Genomic DNA, 16,812 nt, shown 5'->3' with positions numbered 1-16,812 from the left:
CCGCAGAAAATGATCAGGCAGCAAATACCGCCAGGAAAATGCAAAGGAAGATACTTGCCACCACAAACCAGGTGGTGAATTTGATGAACCCGTCGAAGGTTTTGGTTTGAACGGTGATGTCCATCTCGCCGTGCTTATGTTCAGCCATGTTTCAAAGAATCCCAATTCGCGTGTTTGGAATGCTGAATAATGTAAAAATCAGGGCCTGTCACGACGTCATTCGCGCGCAGTTGGGCCAAAGATCGTGCAGCCGAGATAACCAAACCCCCAGCGCCAGGGCAGACCGCTGCACGGACCACCACCAAAGCGTACCGCAAGGAACATTGCCTCGGATGTAATCGAATGGACCGAGCGAATCTGATCCGGCGTCATATCATAGCGCGCAGCATAGTCCTCGGCATGGGTATCACCGTGGGCTTCGACGCAAAGGCGCAGTCCTTCATCAGCAGCAAGACGCGCATCAAAACTGGCTTCGGCCTGTGACGCACCACCCGCGTTATGATAGGCGCGATCATGTGTGACGCAGCAATACTCCCACGGGGGATGCTCTTCGTACAGCAAGCTGAACTTGGGGAAGGTCTCAGCGACTAGTCGCCAACTTGACGATAATCCACCCGAGCAGCCATCGGTTTCAAACGGGGTCAACTCAGCGCCTTCCATCGACTCGACTAACGCCCTGTGCGCGGGCATTTCAACGCTGCGCATCAAGTCCTGCGCATTGGCGGGAAGCACGCAGCAGGCCAAAAGGGCGGCGAGTCTATGGGTTTGCATCGCGCATCTCGGAGGTTTCGATCGACAGGCCAAAGGTCGTTGCCAGCCACAACATCAACCGCTCCCCCGGTCCCATTTCAGCGCGGACGCGCAACACTTCGCGGGCCATCGCGGGACGGTCGGTAATCAGCCCGTCGACCCCCATCGAGGCCATGGCCGACATTTGCAATGGGTCGTTCACCGTCCAGACATAGATATCCTTGCCCGCATCGTGGACCGATCGGATCAGACCCGGCGAAACCGTTGCTGCGTTCACAGCTACAAAATCGCCCTCAAGCCCCGACAAATTGCCAATCGCGGTGGCGGCCAATACTCCTGCGCGCCAATCCGGGCGCAGCGCTTTCATTTTCTGCACCGCAGGATACTTCAGGGACATGGTGGCGATATCGTCCTGCATCTCAAGTTCTTCGACAATCGCAGCGACGCGGTTTTCCAGATCGACGTCATGGCCGTAGTATTTCAGCTCGATAATGACTTTGGACTTACCTTTGGCAGCCTCAAGCACATCATACAGCGTCGGCGTCCGTTCCGAGGCGTATTCCGGGCCGAACCAACTGCCGACATCGATCTCGGCCACATCCTCCATCGTCGCATCCCAGACCTTGAGCGGCACACCGGCCAATTTCATGAAATCACTGTCATGCGCGATGATAACCACACCGTCTGCTGTTTCCTGAACATCGATCTCGACCCAGTCGGCGCCATCTTCGATCGCCTTCAACACCGCAGCCATGGTGTTTTCCGGCCGTATCGCCGCCGCGCCCCGATGCCCGATGACATCGGCATGGTCGGGCGCTTGAATTCGCTCGAGCAATTCCTGCCCGGACCATAGGCCGATCAGCAAAGCAATAGTTGCGCCACCCACAACCGCATAGAGCGGCGCGCGTAGGTTGCCCGGCTCCGGGTGGGGAACCTCGTTGGCTTGCGTTTCGAAGAACCCATCCAACAATACCGCCAGTGCACCCAGTGCTATTGCAGCGAGCACAAGCCCTGCCAATGACCATAAGCCCGCGACAATAAAACTGAAAATCAGCGCAAAACGCAGGTTCGCGCTTTCTTGCAACGGCACCAGATCAAACAGCACCCCGGCGGCACCCGCGATGAGCGCCGCAATGAACAGACGAATCGCAAGCCACAGGGCCAGTTCAATCTTAAGGCGGCCGCGTTTACCCTCCATCCGATCAGTACTAACTGAGAAAGCCTCGGCAGGTTCGCAATCTTCAAACAACACAAGATGCAGAGCCAGCGCCCAGGCCGAAAGCCTGCGGATCAGAACCCAGGCCAGGCAGAGCACCACAAAGCCGATCAGAACCACCGCCACCCAGAACGAAGGCGGATGGAAGGTGAGGTAATAGTTGATGTCGTATTCCGTCAGCGTCCACCACGCGATCACACCGGCCACAACTACAAACGGCAAAGCCAATAAGAGCACCCTCAGAATAAACCGCGCAGCAAATCCGAAAAGCGCAGGTACGCGCGTCAAGATCAGGCGGATCGAAGCGCTGCCCGCGCGCCAGGGGTCGTTCTCACCCATTCGCAGCGATCCTGCCATGACAGAGAAAACAAAGACTTCAGCAAGCAGGAACAGGCTGAGCACCGCAACCGCCGCGATGAACCCTGCAGGCGACAGCAAGAACATAGCAATGTCCTGATCTGTCAATGCGGATTGATCCGACAGTGAAACGGCCAGATTGACGGCAATGGCAACGCCGGGGGCGATCAATGCAACCAGCAACAACCGCACAGCAACATAGACAGGCACAAAAACACGCCGCTGGGCCCAAGCACCGCGATAGGCGGTTGTTACGGCTGAGAAATTGGTCACGCGGCGCCCTCCTGAATGGTGAACTCATTCAAGGCTGCGAAAGCGTGAATTGCAAGGGTGCGCGTTAGCTGTCTTCCAGATCAGCCGCCAGCCGGAATCCGATGCGATTGGCCGGTTTGTCTTCGACCGTCTTGGGCAATGCGCGCAGCATCACATTCAACTGGCTGACATGCTGAACCAGCTGGGTTTTGGCCCCGCCGCCGTCCGAGCCATAAAAGGTGATGATATCGGGATCAAAGTAGCCCATGCCCTCGATCCGCATGACACCCGCGTCACCCCCGGTAAAGCCCATGGCAACCTCGTGATCGCCATCCAATGTCTTTTCGAAATTCTGGATATACATGATCAGCCTCTCATAGGCCCATTGAGCAGGGCTCTTGGTTTCGACCGGCTTTTGCAACGGCTTAGGCAAATCTTTGTTACCCGATGCCGCATCGGGGTTGGCATGTACCTCATAGCAACGGGGTAATGCTGCGGATTCGGCGGCTTCCGCCGATGTTTCGATCTTGTCCATTGCTTTACCCTTTGCGCTGATATTCCCACGCCCCGTCCGCGCGGCGCGTCCGGGTGACGGTTCCAATGTGGTAGAGATGGTTCATATGTGCAACCGCCTCGACCAGCGCGAGGCCGTATTCGCCGCCTTTGATCTGACGTTTGAACAGCGGGGCAAAGCACTCGGCTGCGGTCTTGGGCTGATCTAGATCGCTTAGCAAACGTTCGAGCGCGCCGTGATGGTTTTCGATAAGCTGATGCATCCGGATCGGCAATCCCGTGAAGGGCAGCTTGTGCCCGCCCAGAACCAGATGATCGGGACGAGCCAAAGGTTGCAGGCGTTCACAGGCTTCCAGCCAATCGGCAACCGGGTCGGCCATCGGTTCGGTCGCATAGACACCCAGGTTCGAACTGATCGAGCTGAGAATCTGATCTCCGGTCAACACCAGATTGTCGTCGCGGCTCCAAAAGGTACAGTGTTCAGGTGCGTGGCCGTTGCCCATGTGGACGTCCCAGTCTCGCGCGCCCATGCGGATCAAGTCGCCTTGTTTGACACGGGTAAAGCCCAGCGGCATGGGGTAGACGGTGTCGGCAAAGTTGAAGGGACGTTCAGCCATCCGGCCCGCCAGCACATCCGCATCCATCCCGGCGCTGCGGTAGTAGTCGAGCGTTTCCTTCGGCCAGTTCTCCTGCACATCCAGCGTCAGCATGCGGGCGAACAACCAAGCAGTGCGGCTGGTCACAAGCTCGGCGCCATGTTCGGACTGGAACCAGCCCGCATTGCCGACATGGTCAGGATGATGATGCGTGACCACAACCCGGTGGACGGGCTTTCCGGCCAGAGGCCCTTCGATCAGGGTCTGCCAGATGGCACGTGTTTTCTTCGAAGAAAGCCCGGTGTCGACGATTGTCCAGCCGTCGCCATCATCCAGCGCATATACATTCACATGATCCAGCGCCATGGGCAAAGGCAGCCTGATCCACAGAACACCTTCTGCAACCTCGACCCATTCGCCGGGTGCAGGCGGTTCAGCCCACGGATAACGCATCACCTGAGGCCCCTCGCCATCCATCAAACCGCCAACTCCTCAGCGCTGAGCGCATAAAGGTCATCAGCCCCGTTCTGCGCCTGTGCCAGCAAGCCTGAATGCTCGGGCAACAGCGCGTTGATATAGTAGCGCGCCAGTTTTGCGCGCGGTCCGTCGGGGTCGGCCAAAGCCGCCGACAGGTGGTAATGCCCGCCCAGCACCCGCGCAAAGGCCTTGAGATAGGCTGACGCCCCGGCAAAGCGGTTATTCATGTCTGATTGCGCGACGATCCACTCGGTGGCTTCACGCAGTGACTCAGATGCCTCCCACACAGGACCGGCAAGCTCGGGCATCGTGGCGCGGGCTTTCTCGGCCTGATCCTCGATCTCATCCAGCAGGTTCGAAGCCGCCTCGCCCCCGTCCATCATCTTGCGCGCCACAAGGTCCATGGCCTGAATGCCGTTGGTGCCCTCATAGATCGCCGTCACCCGGACATCGCGGTAATACTGCGCAGCGCCGGTTTCTTCGATGAAGCCCATGCCGCCATGCACTTGAACGCCGGTCTCGGACACGCGCATTCCGGTTTCCGTCCCGAAGGCCTTGCATATTGGTGTCAGCAAAGCAGCCCGTGCAGCCCAATCGGCCTCACCCGTGGCCTGCGCCATGTCGATCGCAGCTGCATTGGCCAGCATGATTGCTCGTGCCGCAAATACATCCGCGCGCATGGACATCAGCATCCGCCGTACATCCGCGTGGTCGATGATCGTGCCCGAGGGCGTCCTGCCTTGCTTGCGTTCCAACGCATAGGCAAGCGCGTGCTGATAGGCCCCTTCGGCCACACCGACACCCTCACCACCAACGCCCAAACGTGCGTTGTTCATCATGGTGAACATCGCGGCCATCCCGCCATGTTCTTTGCCGACCAGCCAGCCTCTGGCACCGTCATACTGCATCACGCAGGTGGGCGACCCGTGCAGGCCCATCTTGTGTTCCAGCGAGACAACTTTCAAATCGTTGGCAACGCCAGGATTGCCATTTTCATCGGGGATGTATTTCGGCACCAGAAACAGCGAAATCCCCTTGGTCCCCGGCACACCATCGGGCAGACGGGCCAGAACCAGATGGCAGACATTCTCGGTAAAGTCGTTATCGCCCCATGAGATATAGATTTTCTGGCCGGTCACCGAATATGTGCCGTCGCCGTTATCCTCGGCTTTCGAGGTCAGCGCCCCCACATCCGATCCGGCCTGCGGTTCCGTCAGGTTCATGGTGCCCGACCATTCGCCCGCCATCATCTTGGGCAGATAGAGCGCTTTCAACGCGTCGCTCGCGTGGTGCTCCAGCGCCTCGATCTGGCCCTGAGTCATCAGGGGTGCTAGTTGCAACGACAGGCAGGCCGCGCTCATCATCTCATTCACGGCGGTGGTCATGGTCATGGGCAGGCCCATACCACCATATTCGGGATCGCCGCTCATCCCGATCCATCCGCCTTCGGCAATCGCTTTCCACCCTTCTGCGTAACCCGGAGGCGTACGCAATACGCCGTTCTCCAACCGCGCGGGTTCCAGATCGCCGGGACGTTGAAGCGGGGCCATGATCTCTTCGCACATCTTCCCGGCTTCGGTCAGAATTGCGCTCACAACGTCATCGCTGGCTTCCGAGAATTTCTCCGTCGCAGCGATCTGGTCAAAACCGATCACGTTGCGAAACAGAAATTCATAGTCTGAGATCGGGGCACGATAGGGCATGGTTTCCCTCTGAGTCTGGCAGGTTTTCAGCGTGGGGTTGGAATCCCGGCCCCACGCCGGTATTCATCTGGGCTGGCACGATTACCTACCGTGACCTGAACTGCAAGCAACCAAAACGCGGCGTCACGACCTATGACCCTTCTCGGCACTCAAGACTTATCAGCAGAAGCCGACGGCATCGCCAAGGCCGCCGACCTGTTGCGGCATGGGCTGTTGGTCGCCTTCCCGACCGAGACCGTCTATGGCCTGGGCGGTGACGCACGGAACGGAGAGGCCGTGGCCGCGATCTATGAGGCCAAGGGGCGGCCCAGCTTCAACCCCCTGATCGCCCATGTAGCCTCAACCGAAACAGCAAAAAGGTTCGTTGAATGGACCGATCAGGCCGAGCAACTGGCGCAGGCTTTCTGGCCCGGGCCACTCACAATGGTTCTCCCCTTGCGGGATGATCACGGGATTTCATCACTCGTCACGGCGGGGCTGGATACTCTGGCCGTTCGGGTGCCCGCCCATCCCACCGCACGCACCTTGCTGGCCTCATTTGATGGCCCAGTGGCGGCCCCCTCGGCTAATCCGTCTGGTCAGATCAGTCCGACCACAGCGGCCCATGTCCGAACCGGGCTCGAGGGGCGGATCGCTGCCATTCTGGACGATGGTCCCTGCGGTGTTGGGCTTGAATCCACCATTGTCGGTCTGGCCGGAGCCCCTGCTCTGATGCGGCCAGGTGGTGTGGCGCTGGAACGAATCGAAGAAGTTTTGCAAACGGAATTGCATCATCACCAGCCGGGCGATCTGCTGACTGCGCCGGGGCAACTGCAATCCCACTACGCGCCGGATGCGCCCGTTCGCCTGAACGCACAAGCCACACAAGGCGCCGAAGTTTTGTTGGGCTTCGGAGATGTCTCCTGTGATCTGAACCTTTCAGATAGCAGCGATCTTGCCGAAGCCGCCGCCAACCTGTTCGCGGCGCTACACAAGCTGAATGAAACAGGCCGACCGATTGCTGTTTCACCGATCCCAGATCATGGGTTGGGTACAGCCATCAACGACCGCCTTCGCCGCGCGGCGGCCCCCCGCGATTAGGCGCGGCCTGCGCTGGCAGAGAGTGTCAGTGGATCAACCCCCAGCGTGGCCAAAGCGGCCTCCCATTTCTCGTCATCCGGAACATCGAAAACAAGTTTCGAGGACGCTTCGGTCGTCAACCAGCCATTCATGGCGATCTCATCCTCAAGCTGATCCGGCCCCCAACCAGAATAGCCCAGAGTCAGCATCGAATTCAGCGGCCCCTTGCCTGATGCCAGATCTTCAAGCACATCGAGCGTTGCGGTCATGCTGAAATCTTCCGCAATTTGCATCGAATGCAGATTCGCATCGTAGTCCGCGCTGTGCAGCACAAAGCCACGCGACATCTCGACCGGGCCGCCGAATTGAACCAGACGCTCCCCGATAACCGGAATGCGGCACGGGATGTTGAGCTGTTCCAGCAAGGTCTTGATCCGCAAATCTGAAGGCTTGTTGACAATCAAACCCATCGCGCCATCTTCGCCATGGCTGCAGATATAGACGACCGAATGTTCGAATCGTGGGTCGCCCATGCCGGGCATAGCAATCAACAGTTTTCCCGTAAGGTCCATCAGCAAACTTCTCTTGCGCCATAGGATGACACCAGAATGAACCCGCATGCCGGGGAATGGCAAGGGACCAGCTGGGATTTCTGGGCATTTCACCTAAGTGACCGGAACGTGACTTGGCATTTAAGCTCAGAATGCGCATGTTCTGCACATGAAACTGCTTTCGAAATCCGCCGCAGCCGGTCTGACGGCCACTCTTTGCTTTGGCTTGCCTGCGATGGCTCAAGGGGTTGGTAGCCTGGTGCAGCTTGAGGTTCTGGACGGTGGCCGGACCGCCAAGGGCACCTATCAAGGCGCTTTGCATCTGACGCTGAAGGAAGGCTGGAAAACCTATTGGCGTGCGCCGGGTGATGCGGGCATTCCGCCGCAGTTCAATTGGACAGGCTCTGGCAACATAGCGGATATCGCGATCACGTGGCCCGCACCGCATGTGTTCGATCAAAATGGGCTGCGCTCGGTCGGGTATGAGGATCAACTGGTACTTCCCGTTGAAATCACGCCCAAGAACCCTGCAAAACCCGTTCGTTTGCGCGGTGAGATGGATTTGGGTGTCTGCAAAGATGTCTGTGTACCGGGTAAGCTGGATTTTGACCACACACTGGATGCAAAAGCCGGTCGCAATCCGGCTATAGCAGCAGCCCTTGCCCAGCGCCCGTTTTCCGAACGTGAGGCTGGCGTGGTGAACGCAACCTGCCACCTGACACCCACTTCGGATGGAATGCGGATCGAAGCGCATATCACCATGCCCTCTGCAGGCGGGTCCGAATTCGCCATAATCGAACCGGGAAACCCGATGCTCTGGGCTTCGCAACCCGAAACACATCGCCAGGGCAAAACCTTAATCACCAGTTCCGAGGTCATCAGCGCCTCGGGTGTGCCGTTTGCGCTGGATCGGTCTGAAGTGCGAATCACTGTGCTCGGGGCGAACCACGCTGTAGACATACAGGGATGCAGCGCAGGCTGATCGGATGAGTCAAACTCCTAAGATTGGCGCGTTGGCCGTAGTTGTTCATGAAAATCAGGTGCTGTTGGTTCAGCGCAACAAGCAACCCGACGCAGGGTTGTGGGGTTTTCCCGGTGGCCATGTGGAATGGGGTGAAACCGTTTTGGCCGCCGCTGCCCGTGAGCTGCGGGAAGAGACGAGCGTGATTGCCGAACCGATGGAGTATCTCGATAATCTGGATTTGCTTCTGCGCGACGGCGAAGGGCTCATCCGGGCGCATTATCTGTTGGTTGGTGTCGCGTGTCGCTACACTTCGGGTACGCCGGTTGCTGCAGATGACGCGCGGGACGCGCAGTGGTTCCCCGTCGATCAGATCAAAGCCCGTGACCTTCCCATGAGTAGCCGCGTACCCGATCTTCTGCAGCTTGCGATCTTGCGATCAAGCCTCGGCGCGACCTGACAATCGTGCGTATAGCAAGCTCGACAGCAGCACTCCCAACAACAGGATCACCGTCGCTCCGGCGGCAAAGACGCCAAAGCCCAATTGCAACACAATTGGCCCATCCGGGGCTGGGTAGAAGTCTGAAAGCAGCACCATCGGTTCACCCGTAACGGCGGGCCAGATCATTGATACCCCTAACCAAACCGCCAGCGCTGCGCCTGTTGCGCGAACGGCTATGCGCACCACTCTATCCGGCGCTCGTAAGGCACGCCGCATCGCAGTCATCGGACGTGAGACATCGTTCAGGATCGCCAGCAGCGCGGGTACCAGCAACAGGATCAGCACCATCCCGAAGCCCAGCCCGTAGACCAGCGTGATCACAGTTGGCTTCAAGAACTGTGCCTGTTGTGAGCTTTCGTACATCAAAGGCGTCAGGCCCAGCACAGTGGTCAAAGTGGTCAGCATCACCGGTCGCAGCCGGTCTGCGGTGCCTTCAACAATCGACGGTACCAAGCCACGCTCTTGTTGGTACCCATCAATTGTGGTCACCAGCACAATCGAGTCGTTGATGATGATCCCGGTCATACCCAGCAGGCCAACAACGGTGAACATGCTCAGCGGCACATCCCAAAGGTAATGCCCCCAGATCGCACCCACGAGGCCGAAGGGTATGATCGCCATGACCACCAAAGGCCGCGTCCAGCTGGCAAAGACCCATGCCAGAACCAGATAAATCCCGGTCAGACACAGGATCAGCCCAGTGCGCGCCTCTGAGAGGAACTCGTCCTCCTGTTCGCTCAGACCTGCCATGCGCCATTCAACCTGACGTTCGGAGGCAATGTTGGGCAGGATTTCCTCCTGCATCGCACGAGCAATCTCGGCGGCTTGCGCCGGATCATCCTCGGAAATGTCGCCGTTCACCGAGATCACGCGCAGGCCATTTTCGCGCCGGACCGTCGAGAACCCCGACTTTCGCTCGACCGAGACGATATCGGCCAGCGGAACGTAGACACCATCGGGCGTCCGCATCAGCGTGCGTTCCAAAAAATCAGCTGTCAGTTCGCCCTGGGGCAGTTCGATCCGAATCTCGGTGCTGCGCGGTCCATCCGGGAAAGTAGCGGCCTCGATACCGTTCAGTCGGTTTCGCAATACGCGGCCAAGTGTTTCGATGCGGAAGCCCAGCGCCTGGCCCTGTGCCGTCAGATCCAGAATGAACTCTTCCTTGTCATACGCCAGATTATCCTCAAGCGCCGAAACTTCAGTGTATTTCGACAGCGCCACCTGCAAATCTTCGGACGCGGATTTCAACGTGTTCACATCGGCGCCGTAGAATTGCACGTCAATTGCATCGCCACCGGGGCCCGAGCGCCAGCCGCGGAAACTGAGCAATTCGACCTTCGGATGGCGGGGGACAAAGTCCTGTAGCTCACCCACAAACTCAAAACTGGAATAGGGGCGCAGGTCGGCATCAATCAACTCAATCGAGATACCGCCCAGCAGATCGCTGTCCTTCCCATCCGCCGCACGCAACCCCCATCCGGCCGATCCACCAACTTCCGCCAGAACATATTCAATGGGATTGCGGCCATGACGCTCTTCGTAGATCTGGCCCAGTTCTTCGGTTGCCCGCTGGACCATGTGCATCATTTCAAGCGTCTCGGCGCGTGTGGCACCTTCGACCATGATGAAATTGCCGGTGACCGAACCGCGTTCCGGCGCATTGAAGAAACGCCAATTCACGTCCCCCCGTATGAACAGAGCGATCTGGCTGGCCAGAACGACAACCATCAGCGCAACCACCACATAGCGCGCCCAGATCACCCACGCGACTAGCGGGCGGAACAGGTGATCGCGCACCCAGCGGAAACCTCTATTCACGAACCGGTTTGGCCAGTCATACCAATGTTCCTTGGCCGAATGTGCGATGGCATGCGCCATGTGGTTCGGCAGGATCAGAAAACACTCGATTAACGAGGCAATCAGGACCGCAATAACGGTGAACGGAATGTCGCGGATCAACTCTCCGAACCGGCCACCGATCGCGGTTAACCCAAAGAATGCGATGACGGTTGTGACGGTTGCGGCAAACACCGGCATCGCCATGCGCCGGGCTGCGCGTTCGGCGGCAACCATCGGTGCTTCGCCCAGCCGGCGAGCACGAAAATCGGCATGTTCGCCCACCACAATGGCGTCATCGACCACAATGCCCAGCGTGATGATGAGGCCAAACAGAGACACCATGTTCAGTGACAGCCCACCCAGATACATCAGAGCAATAGCCGCTGACATTGCAACCGGAATGCCGGCGGCCACCCAAAAAGCGATCCTCGCGTTGAGGAACAGGAAGAGCAGGCACACCACCAGTCCTAGGCCCAACAGGCCGTTGTCCACCAGAATATCCAGACGGTCGGTGATGGCTTGCGCCCTAGTGCGGATCAGCTCGATCGTGATGCCTTCGGGCAAGCTCGCCTGCATCTGGGCCACTACATCCTCAACATCGCGCTGGATGCCAATGGCGTCGCCAAGATTGGAACGATCTACGCGGATCGACATTGCAGGATTTTCACCCACAAAATAGCTGCGATTGCGAGTAACGCCCTCGACCCTGATTTCAGCCACATCGCCTACAACAAGCTTTGAGCCGTCTGCGAAATTGCGTAGGGCGATGCCCTCAATTTCTTCCGGGGTGCGTTTTTCTACCCCCGTTCGGATGCGCGCGTTGGCGCCCGAGACATCGCCTGCAGGGTTAGCCGTGACTTCGGCAGCGATGGCCGCCGCGATATCCGAGAGTGAAATGTCATTGGCGATCAGCTGCACTGTGGGCACCTCGACCACCACGCGCGGTGCGGCCAAGCCGCGGATCGTAGTGCGCGTGACCCCGGCGGCAAAGAGGCGGCTGATCAGTTCATCGGTGAACTTAGCCAATTGCTCGGCCTCGATGGGGCCAGTGATGACCACATCCGTGACACGATCACGCCAGGCCCCGCGCCGAATTGTCGGCTCCTCGGCGTCTTCGGGCAGGTTGGTGACACTGTCGACTGCCGTCCTAACCTCTTCGACTGCGCGGGACATATCCCAGTTGGGTTCGAACTCAAGCCGGACCTGTGCCGATCCTTCCCGCGAAGTTGATTCGGTACTGGCCACACCCTCGACAGCCAAAAGCGCAGGTTCGAGCAGTTGGATTATGCCATTGTCGACATCCTCGGGGCCGGCGCCCTCCCATTCGACATTCACATCGACGCGTTCAAGGATCACATCAGGAAAGAACTGCGCCCGCATGTTGGGGATCGCCGCGATGCCCAACACCAACATGACCAGCAGCAACAGATTGGCCGCTGTCCGATGCCTGGTAAAATAACTCAGGATACCGCCTGCCGCGCTGGGAATTTCGCGGATCATGGCGCCTAACCCCCGGCCCGATTGTCATCAAGACGGCGTACAAGAGCGGCAGGTACCATTGCCTCGCTCAGTTGACCCAATACCTGGTCCTTATCCGCCTGTGACATCCCATCGCTGGCCTCGACCTGTGCGACAAGTTGAGCCCGCTTTTCGTCGGAGAGTTCTACCATGCCGGGATCAATTTCGGTGCTGGCTTCAACCCGCAGAGGCCGGACACGAACGCCCGAACCCAACAGAGGCGTCCGTCCGATCACTACTTCTCGACCCTCCAGACCTTCACCGCGCAGCAATACTTCATCTCCTTGACGACGGATCAGTTGTACCGCCAAAGGCTCCAACCGATCGTCCGGACCAAGCACCAGCACGTTGCCCGCTGCATCCAGAACAGAGGACGGCAGACGCACAACATTCTCCAGCGGTTGTTCCTCAACCGAAACGGTGACGAAATCCCCTGGTTTGAAACCTGGCGCGTCATCAAGGCGGGCATAGATCAGACGCCCGGTCTGCCCTTCACCCGCAGCCCCGCTGTCGCGGCTGATTTGGCCCTTGGCGATCAGATCGGTCCCAGTGACCTCTAGCGATACGGTGACTGATGCGGAAATCAAGCCGCCTTGAGCGTCCAACAATCGCACATATTGCGCGGTCGAGACCCGGAACGCGACCTCTAGCGCGTTGGGGTCCACAAGTTCAGCCAGCTTTTCATTGGCCGCAACCAACCGGCCTTCAACCAAAGTGACCTCAGTCAACGTCCCGTCAAATCCGGCGTGGATCGTCATGTCTTCCAGATCACGCTCGGCCCCTTCCAGCGCGATGCGGGCGCGGGCAAACAGTGTGGTAGCCTGATCAACCCGAGACTCAGCCTGCGCCAACGCAATCCTGCGCGCCAGAACTGCCTGATGAGCAGATGTTGCAGACAGTTCCGCCTCTTCAACACTGGCAGCCGCACCAACGCCTCGTGTCTGTAGGTCTTGTTGACGCTGAAGAGCCCGGTCGCGTAGCTCGGCCTGCGCTTCGGCTGATTTCAATTCATCCTGCGCCAGCAGCAGCGAGCGTTCTGCATCTCGTTCTTCAAACTGGGCATCCAGAAGATCGGATTTGGCGCGGTCTAAGGCTGACTGCATATCAGCTGGATCCAACTCAACCAGCAACTCACCAGCCGTCACGGAGCCACCATCTTCGAAATCATCCGCCAGCGACACAACGCGCCCACCCAAGGCTGCGCGCAGCTCCAGCCGACGGCGACTTTGGATCTGACCAAATGCCTCCAGATAGGGCGTAACGGTTTCTGGTTCGGCGGCGCGGACACTGACGGCGAAAATGCGTTCCCGCACCTCGGGGGTCTGATTGTCCCGCGTCAGCACATCCTGCACCGCACCCGAGATCATCTGTACAGCCACGATCAACAGGCCCAGCGTCAGAAACGCCAGGAACACACCTACAAGGCTTTGCCGCAGAAATCGCATCGGTCACTCACCTTTGGTCGCACATGCTGCCTTCCGCAAAGGTAGCCGGGTCGCAAAAAATGCCAAGCCACAAAGCGGTTATGATGCGTTAAACGCAGGACCAGTCTACTTCCGTCGCAGATGTTCGTCCAATCTGGGCATTATTTCCACGAAATTGCAGGGGCGGTGGCGATAATCGAACTGTTTCTCCAAAATCGCATCCCACGCGTCTTTACACGCGCCCGGGCTGCCCGGCAGCGCAAACAGATAGGTTCCGCCCGCTACACCGCCTGTGGCGCGGGACTGCACGGCAGAAGTACCTATCTTTTCCATCGACACGATGGTGAACACGGTGCCAAACGCCTCAATCTCTTTTTCATAAACATCCCGATGTGCCTCGACTGTCACATCGCGACCCGTCAGACCTGTGCCGCCGGTCGAGATCACAACGTCGATCTCAGGATCAGCGATCCAAGCACGCAATTGTTTTGCTATCTCAGCGCGCTCATCTTGTATAATCTTGCGATCCGCCACTGAGTGGCCCGCTTTTTCGATCCGATCCACCAACGTCTGGCCCGAGCGATCCTCGTCCAGAGACCGCGTGTCAGAAACAGTCAGGACAGCGATCCGGACGGGAATGAACTTCTTGCTTTCGTCAATGCGTGACATGCGGTGTCAGGCCCTTTCCATAATAGCAAGCCGGAGGGCCAAAGCGGTGAAGATCCCCCCTGACACCCAACCTAGAATACGCGAGGCACGCGGGTTGCCGATTAGTATCCGACCTGCGCCGCCAGCGAAAATGCCGACCAGCCCATTCACAACAAACCCGCCGACACCAAGAATTGCGCCATAGATCAGGAACTGCGCCAATACCGAACCCTTCCCTGGATCGATAAATTGCGGGATGAAGGCGAGCACGAACAGAATGACTTTGGGATTGGTCAGGTTGACTAGCATCCCGTCCCGAAACGCGTAACGGGTGGGTCTGTTCGGTACGTCGGCGGCGACTGCACCATTCCTGATCGCACCCCACGCGAGATAAAGCAGATAACCCACCCCGACCCAGCGGATCACATCGAACAGCCACGGCAGGGTAGCGACCGCCGCGCCAAGGCCGAGACCGGCAATCAGAACGTGCACCATACCGCCTGCAGAGACCCCGGCACTTGCGGCAATCGCAGGGCGCGGACCTGCGCGCAAGCCTTGACCAAAACAGAACATCATATCCGCGCCGGGTGTGAAATTCAGCGCCAGCGCTGCCGGGATAAAAGCCAGCAGCGTTACCGTGTCGATCATAAACTCACCTCGAACCAATGCACTTTGGGCCCCAGATTCGCTATCTGTGTACGGCCAATGGTGCCTCGGTAACCCCAGCTGTCATGGATATGCCCGCAAAAGACAAATTTGGGCTGAAGCCGTTCGACTGCGTCTCGAACGGCGACTGAGCCAACCGATTGGCCTTGCGAGGTAGTATCGCCATGCCCTTTCGGTGGAGAATGCACGATCAGGATATCTGCGGCCTCGCACCGATCCAGCAGTTCTGCGGCCTCAGGCTCGGTCAGGTCGCAGGACCAACTGCCGAAGGGCGTGACCGGCACGCCATAGCCCAGCCCGAACAGGCGCAGACCGTCCAGCGTCATACCTGTCCCGTGCAAAACATGTGCACCATCAGGCGCGGCTTCTGTCAGTTCCTCGGCGCTTTCCGCATTGCCCGGCACCAGAACCAGCGGAGCCGCAATGCCCGAAAGCATCTGCATCGCTTCATTCAATCCCCGTCGCGCATTGCAAAAGTCTCCGGCCCCAATGACCAGATCAGCCTCGGCACTGGCGGCCACCAAGTCGGAGGCGCGGTTGCGCGCCATGTGCAGGTCAGAGAACGCCAGCACCCTCATGCCCCGCCCCTCAGCCGCGCTTGCAGGTCCAGCAGATCGGCCCAGGCCTGTCGCTTCATCTGCGGTTGACGCAGCAGGTAGGCCGGGTGAAACATCGGGATGACCGGCAGGTTCAGCGCCTGATCCCATTTCCCTCGCAGCCGCGTGATACCGCGTTTGCCCAGCACGGCCTGACAGCTGATATTGCCCATCACCACCAGCACCTCGGGCTTGGCCAAGGCCACATGCCGTTCCAGAAACGGCTTCATCATGCCGATCTCTTCCGGCTTGGGATCGCGGTTTTGCGGTGGCCGCCATGGAAGCACATTGGTGATGTAGACATTCTCGCGCCGATCCAGATCAATCGCGGCCAGCATCCGGTCTAGCAATTGCCCGGCGCGCCCGACAAAGGGTTTGCCTTCGCGATCCTCATCACGACCGGGCGCTTCGCCGATGATCATGACCCGTGCGCCGGGAGTGCCGTCGGCAAACACCAACTGCCGTGCGCCGCGTTTGAGGTCGCAAAGATCAAACGCCTCCATCGCCGCACGCAAATCGACGAGCGATCCGGCGGTCTTTGCCGCCTGTATTGCAACAGCTGCGGCATCGACGGGTTCAGGCTTTTTTGCAGGTTCAATCGCAGCGGGTTTCTTCGCCTTGGACGCTTTGTCCGGCAACGCATAGCGATCCACCGGCGCATCGCCGATCGCCTCGGTTGCGCCCAGCTCGATCTGCCATTCCAGCAGCGCCCGCGCGGTATGATGGTCCAAGCCCGATTCCATAACCCTCAATCTAACCAGCTTTTGACCGAGGGAAAGCGAATAGACCTTGCCATGGCATAGGGTCGCACTGACCATGGCGGGGTCATGCTGTCATTTCTGCGATTCCTTCTGATTGCTCTATTGCTAGCAACCTCTGGCGGTTCGGCGAGCGCGCAGCTGTTTGACCGGAATACTCAATGCCGCCCCGGTCAATTGCAATGCGGTCGCAGTTGTTGTCCCGCTGGCCAACGCTGTAGCTTTGATGGCCGTTGTATCCCTCCGGGACACACATATTGCGGCGGCGGACGCACCTGCGGCCCGTTTGAACGCTGCGTCGCAGGCGGCACGCGCTGCGCCCCTGCGGGTTTAAATAAATGTATCTCACGCTTGGATTGCCCCAGTGACAGCTTCTGCAACGGACGCGGTGAATGCGAGCGCACCGGACCAGATTTGGTTCCAGCT

Annotated in this window: 17 protein-coding genes; 4 read left to right on the top strand and 13 right to left on the bottom strand. The window is 58.9% G+C overall.

Annotation, left to right across the window (positions count from 1 at the left end):
* Nucleotides 1-13 precede the first annotated feature (13 nt).
* The 6 genes from ACR0DU_RS17050 to ACR0DU_RS17025 form a co-directional block, all read right to left on the bottom strand.
* Nucleotides 14-148, bottom strand: coding sequence for an aa3-type cytochrome c oxidase subunit IV (locus ACR0DU_RS17050; RefSeq protein ID WP_480456141.1), 135 nt, complete (start codon nucleotides 146-148; stop codon nucleotides 14-16).
* 68 nt (nucleotides 149-216) lie between these two features.
* Nucleotides 217-771: a hypothetical protein gene (locus ACR0DU_RS17045; RefSeq protein WP_480456139.1), complete on the bottom strand. Its 555-nt coding sequence runs from the start codon at nucleotides 769-771 to the stop codon at nucleotides 217-219.
* A complete protein-coding gene (locus tag ACR0DU_RS17040; RefSeq protein ID WP_480876141.1) occupies nucleotides 758-2,596 on the bottom strand; it encodes a glycerophosphodiester phosphodiesterase family protein in 1,839 nt (612 codons plus the stop codon). The genes ACR0DU_RS17045 and ACR0DU_RS17040 overlap by 14 nt, the downstream gene beginning before the upstream one ends.
* A 64-nt stretch (nucleotides 2,597-2,660) precedes the next feature.
* The gene (locus ACR0DU_RS17035) at nucleotides 2,661-3,110 is read right to left on the bottom strand and encodes a DUF6173 family protein (protein ID WP_170544721.1); all 450 of its coding nucleotides are present in this window, start codon (nucleotides 3,108-3,110) and stop codon (nucleotides 2,661-2,663) included.
* 4 nt (nucleotides 3,111-3,114) lie between these two features.
* On the bottom strand, nucleotides 3,115-4,161 hold the full coding sequence (locus ACR0DU_RS17030; RefSeq protein WP_480876327.1) for an MBL fold metallo-hydrolase: 1,047 nt from the start codon (nucleotides 4,159-4,161) through the stop codon (nucleotides 3,115-3,117).
* The gene (locus ACR0DU_RS17025) at nucleotides 4,161-5,864 is read right to left on the bottom strand and encodes an acyl-CoA dehydrogenase family protein (RefSeq protein ID WP_480876139.1); all 1,704 of its coding nucleotides are present in this window, start codon (nucleotides 5,862-5,864) and stop codon (nucleotides 4,161-4,163) included. Before ACR0DU_RS17025 ends, ACR0DU_RS17030 begins: the two co-directional genes overlap by 1 nt.
* 132 nt (nucleotides 5,865-5,996) lie before the next feature.
* On the opposite strand from ACR0DU_RS17025, the gene ACR0DU_RS17020 reads away from it, so the two are divergent.
* Entirely contained in the window at nucleotides 5,997-6,944 is a 948-nt protein-coding gene (locus ACR0DU_RS17020; RefSeq protein WP_480876137.1) for an L-threonylcarbamoyladenylate synthase, read from the top strand.
* Here the strand turns inward: ACR0DU_RS17020 and ACR0DU_RS17015 are convergent.
* The gene (locus tag ACR0DU_RS17015) at nucleotides 6,941-7,495 is read right to left on the bottom strand and encodes a YqgE/AlgH family protein (protein WP_010443623.1); all 555 of its coding nucleotides are present in this window, start codon (nucleotides 7,493-7,495) and stop codon (nucleotides 6,941-6,943) included. The two genes, ACR0DU_RS17020 and ACR0DU_RS17015, sit on opposite strands and share 4 nt — an antisense overlap.
* Before the next feature lie 148 nt (nucleotides 7,496-7,643).
* On the opposite strand from ACR0DU_RS17015, the gene ACR0DU_RS17010 reads away from it, so the two are divergent.
* Entirely contained in the window at nucleotides 7,644-8,456 is an 813-nt protein-coding gene (locus ACR0DU_RS17010) for a protein-disulfide reductase DsbD domain-containing protein (RefSeq protein ID WP_480876135.1), read from the top strand.
* A 4-nt stretch (nucleotides 8,457-8,460) separates the two neighbouring features.
* The gene (locus ACR0DU_RS17005) at nucleotides 8,461-8,895 is read left to right on the top strand and encodes an NUDIX hydrolase (protein ID WP_170772025.1); all 435 of its coding nucleotides are present in this window, start codon (nucleotides 8,461-8,463) and stop codon (nucleotides 8,893-8,895) included.
* Here the strand turns inward: ACR0DU_RS17005 and ACR0DU_RS17000 are convergent.
* The 6 genes from ACR0DU_RS17000 to ACR0DU_RS16975 all read right to left on the bottom strand — a co-directional run bounded on the left by ACR0DU_RS17000 (nucleotide 8,875) and on the right by ACR0DU_RS16975 (nucleotide 16,371).
* Nucleotides 8,875-12,276 (bottom strand): efflux RND transporter permease subunit, encoded by a 3,402-nt coding sequence (locus ACR0DU_RS17000; RefSeq protein ID WP_480876133.1) that lies wholly within the window; start codon nucleotides 12,274-12,276, stop codon nucleotides 8,875-8,877. The two genes, ACR0DU_RS17005 and ACR0DU_RS17000, sit on opposite strands and share 21 nt — an antisense overlap.
* Nucleotides 12,277-12,281: 5 nt before the next feature.
* Nucleotides 12,282-13,739 (bottom strand): efflux RND transporter periplasmic adaptor subunit, encoded by a 1,458-nt coding sequence (locus ACR0DU_RS16995; protein ID WP_480876131.1) that lies wholly within the window; start codon nucleotides 13,737-13,739, stop codon nucleotides 12,282-12,284.
* A gap of 105 nt (nucleotides 13,740-13,844) precedes the next feature.
* On the bottom strand, nucleotides 13,845-14,387 hold the full coding sequence (gene moaB / locus ACR0DU_RS16990; RefSeq protein ID WP_480876129.1) for a molybdenum cofactor biosynthesis protein B: 543 nt from the start codon (nucleotides 14,385-14,387) through the stop codon (nucleotides 13,845-13,847).
* 6 nt (nucleotides 14,388-14,393) lie between these two features.
* Entirely contained in the window at nucleotides 14,394-15,014 is a 621-nt protein-coding gene (locus tag ACR0DU_RS16985; protein WP_480876127.1) for a LysE family translocator, read from the bottom strand.
* Nucleotides 15,011-15,610: a metallophosphoesterase family protein gene (locus ACR0DU_RS16980; RefSeq protein ID WP_480876125.1), complete on the bottom strand. Its 600-nt coding sequence runs from the start codon at nucleotides 15,608-15,610 to the stop codon at nucleotides 15,011-15,013. The genes ACR0DU_RS16985 and ACR0DU_RS16980 overlap by 4 nt, the downstream gene beginning before the upstream one ends.
* Nucleotides 15,607-16,371 carry a uracil-DNA glycosylase gene (locus ACR0DU_RS16975; RefSeq protein ID WP_480876123.1) on the bottom strand — a complete coding sequence of 255 codons (765 nt, stop codon included), beginning with the start codon at nucleotides 16,369-16,371 and terminating at the stop codon, nucleotides 15,607-15,609. Before ACR0DU_RS16975 ends, ACR0DU_RS16980 begins: the two co-directional genes overlap by 4 nt.
* A gap of 160 nt (nucleotides 16,372-16,531) precedes the next feature.
* Here ACR0DU_RS16975 and ACR0DU_RS16970 point away from each other — a divergent pair, with 160 nt between their 5' ends.
* Entirely contained in the window at nucleotides 16,532-16,720 is a 189-nt protein-coding gene (locus tag ACR0DU_RS16970; RefSeq protein WP_480876122.1) for a hypothetical protein, read from the top strand.
* The last annotated feature ends 92 nt before the right edge of the window (nucleotides 16,721-16,812 follow it).

The organism is Ruegeria sp. G2 (assembly GCF_056533505.1).
The sequence above is the reverse complement of the archived record's forward strand: the minus strand, read 5'-3'. Positions and strand labels throughout refer to the sequence as shown.

Excerpts from the sequence above, each read along its gene's own strand:
- ACR0DU_RS17050 (WP_480456141.1), bottom strand. The coding sequence starts at position 148 with ATGGCTGAACATAAGCACGGCGAGATGGACATCACCGTTCAAACCAAA.
- ACR0DU_RS17045 (WP_480456139.1), bottom strand. The coding sequence starts at position 771 with ATGCAAACCCATAGACTCGCCGCCCTTTTGGCCTGCTGCGTGCTTCCC.
- ACR0DU_RS17035 (WP_170544721.1), bottom strand. The coding sequence starts at position 3,110 with ATGGACAAGATCGAAACATCGGCGGAAGCCGCCGAATCCGCAGCATTA.
- ACR0DU_RS17030 (WP_480876327.1), bottom strand. The coding sequence starts at position 4,161 with ATGGATGGCGAGGGGCCTCAGGTGATGCGTTATCCGTGGGCTGAACCG.
- ACR0DU_RS17025 (WP_480876139.1), bottom strand. The coding sequence starts at position 5,864 with ATGCCCTATCGTGCCCCGATCTCAGACTATGAATTTCTGTTTCGCAAC.
- ACR0DU_RS17020 (WP_480876137.1), top strand. The coding sequence starts at position 5,997 with ATGACCCTTCTCGGCACTCAAGACTTATCAGCAGAAGCCGACGGCATC.
- ACR0DU_RS17015 (WP_010443623.1), bottom strand. The coding sequence starts at position 7,495 with ATGGACCTTACGGGAAAACTGTTGATTGCTATGCCCGGCATGGGCGAC.
- ACR0DU_RS17010 (WP_480876135.1), top strand. The coding sequence starts at position 7,644 with ATGAAACTGCTTTCGAAATCCGCCGCAGCCGGTCTGACGGCCACTCTT.
- ACR0DU_RS17005 (WP_170772025.1), top strand. The coding sequence starts at position 8,461 with ATGAGTCAAACTCCTAAGATTGGCGCGTTGGCCGTAGTTGTTCATGAA.
- ACR0DU_RS17000 (WP_480876133.1), bottom strand. The coding sequence starts at position 12,276 with ATGATCCGCGAAATTCCCAGCGCGGCAGGCGGTATCCTGAGTTATTTT.
- ACR0DU_RS16995 (WP_480876131.1), bottom strand. The coding sequence starts at position 13,739 with ATGCGATTTCTGCGGCAAAGCCTTGTAGGTGTGTTCCTGGCGTTTCTG.
- moaB (WP_480876129.1), bottom strand. The coding sequence starts at position 14,387 with ATGTCACGCATTGACGAAAGCAAGAAGTTCATTCCCGTCCGGATCGCT.
- ACR0DU_RS16985 (WP_480876127.1), bottom strand. The coding sequence starts at position 15,014 with ATGATCGACACGGTAACGCTGCTGGCTTTTATCCCGGCAGCGCTGGCG.
- ACR0DU_RS16980 (WP_480876125.1), bottom strand. The coding sequence starts at position 15,610 with ATGAGGGTGCTGGCGTTCTCTGACCTGCACATGGCGCGCAACCGCGCC.
- ACR0DU_RS16975 (WP_480876123.1), bottom strand. The coding sequence starts at position 16,371 with ATGGAATCGGGCTTGGACCATCATACCGCGCGGGCGCTGCTGGAATGG.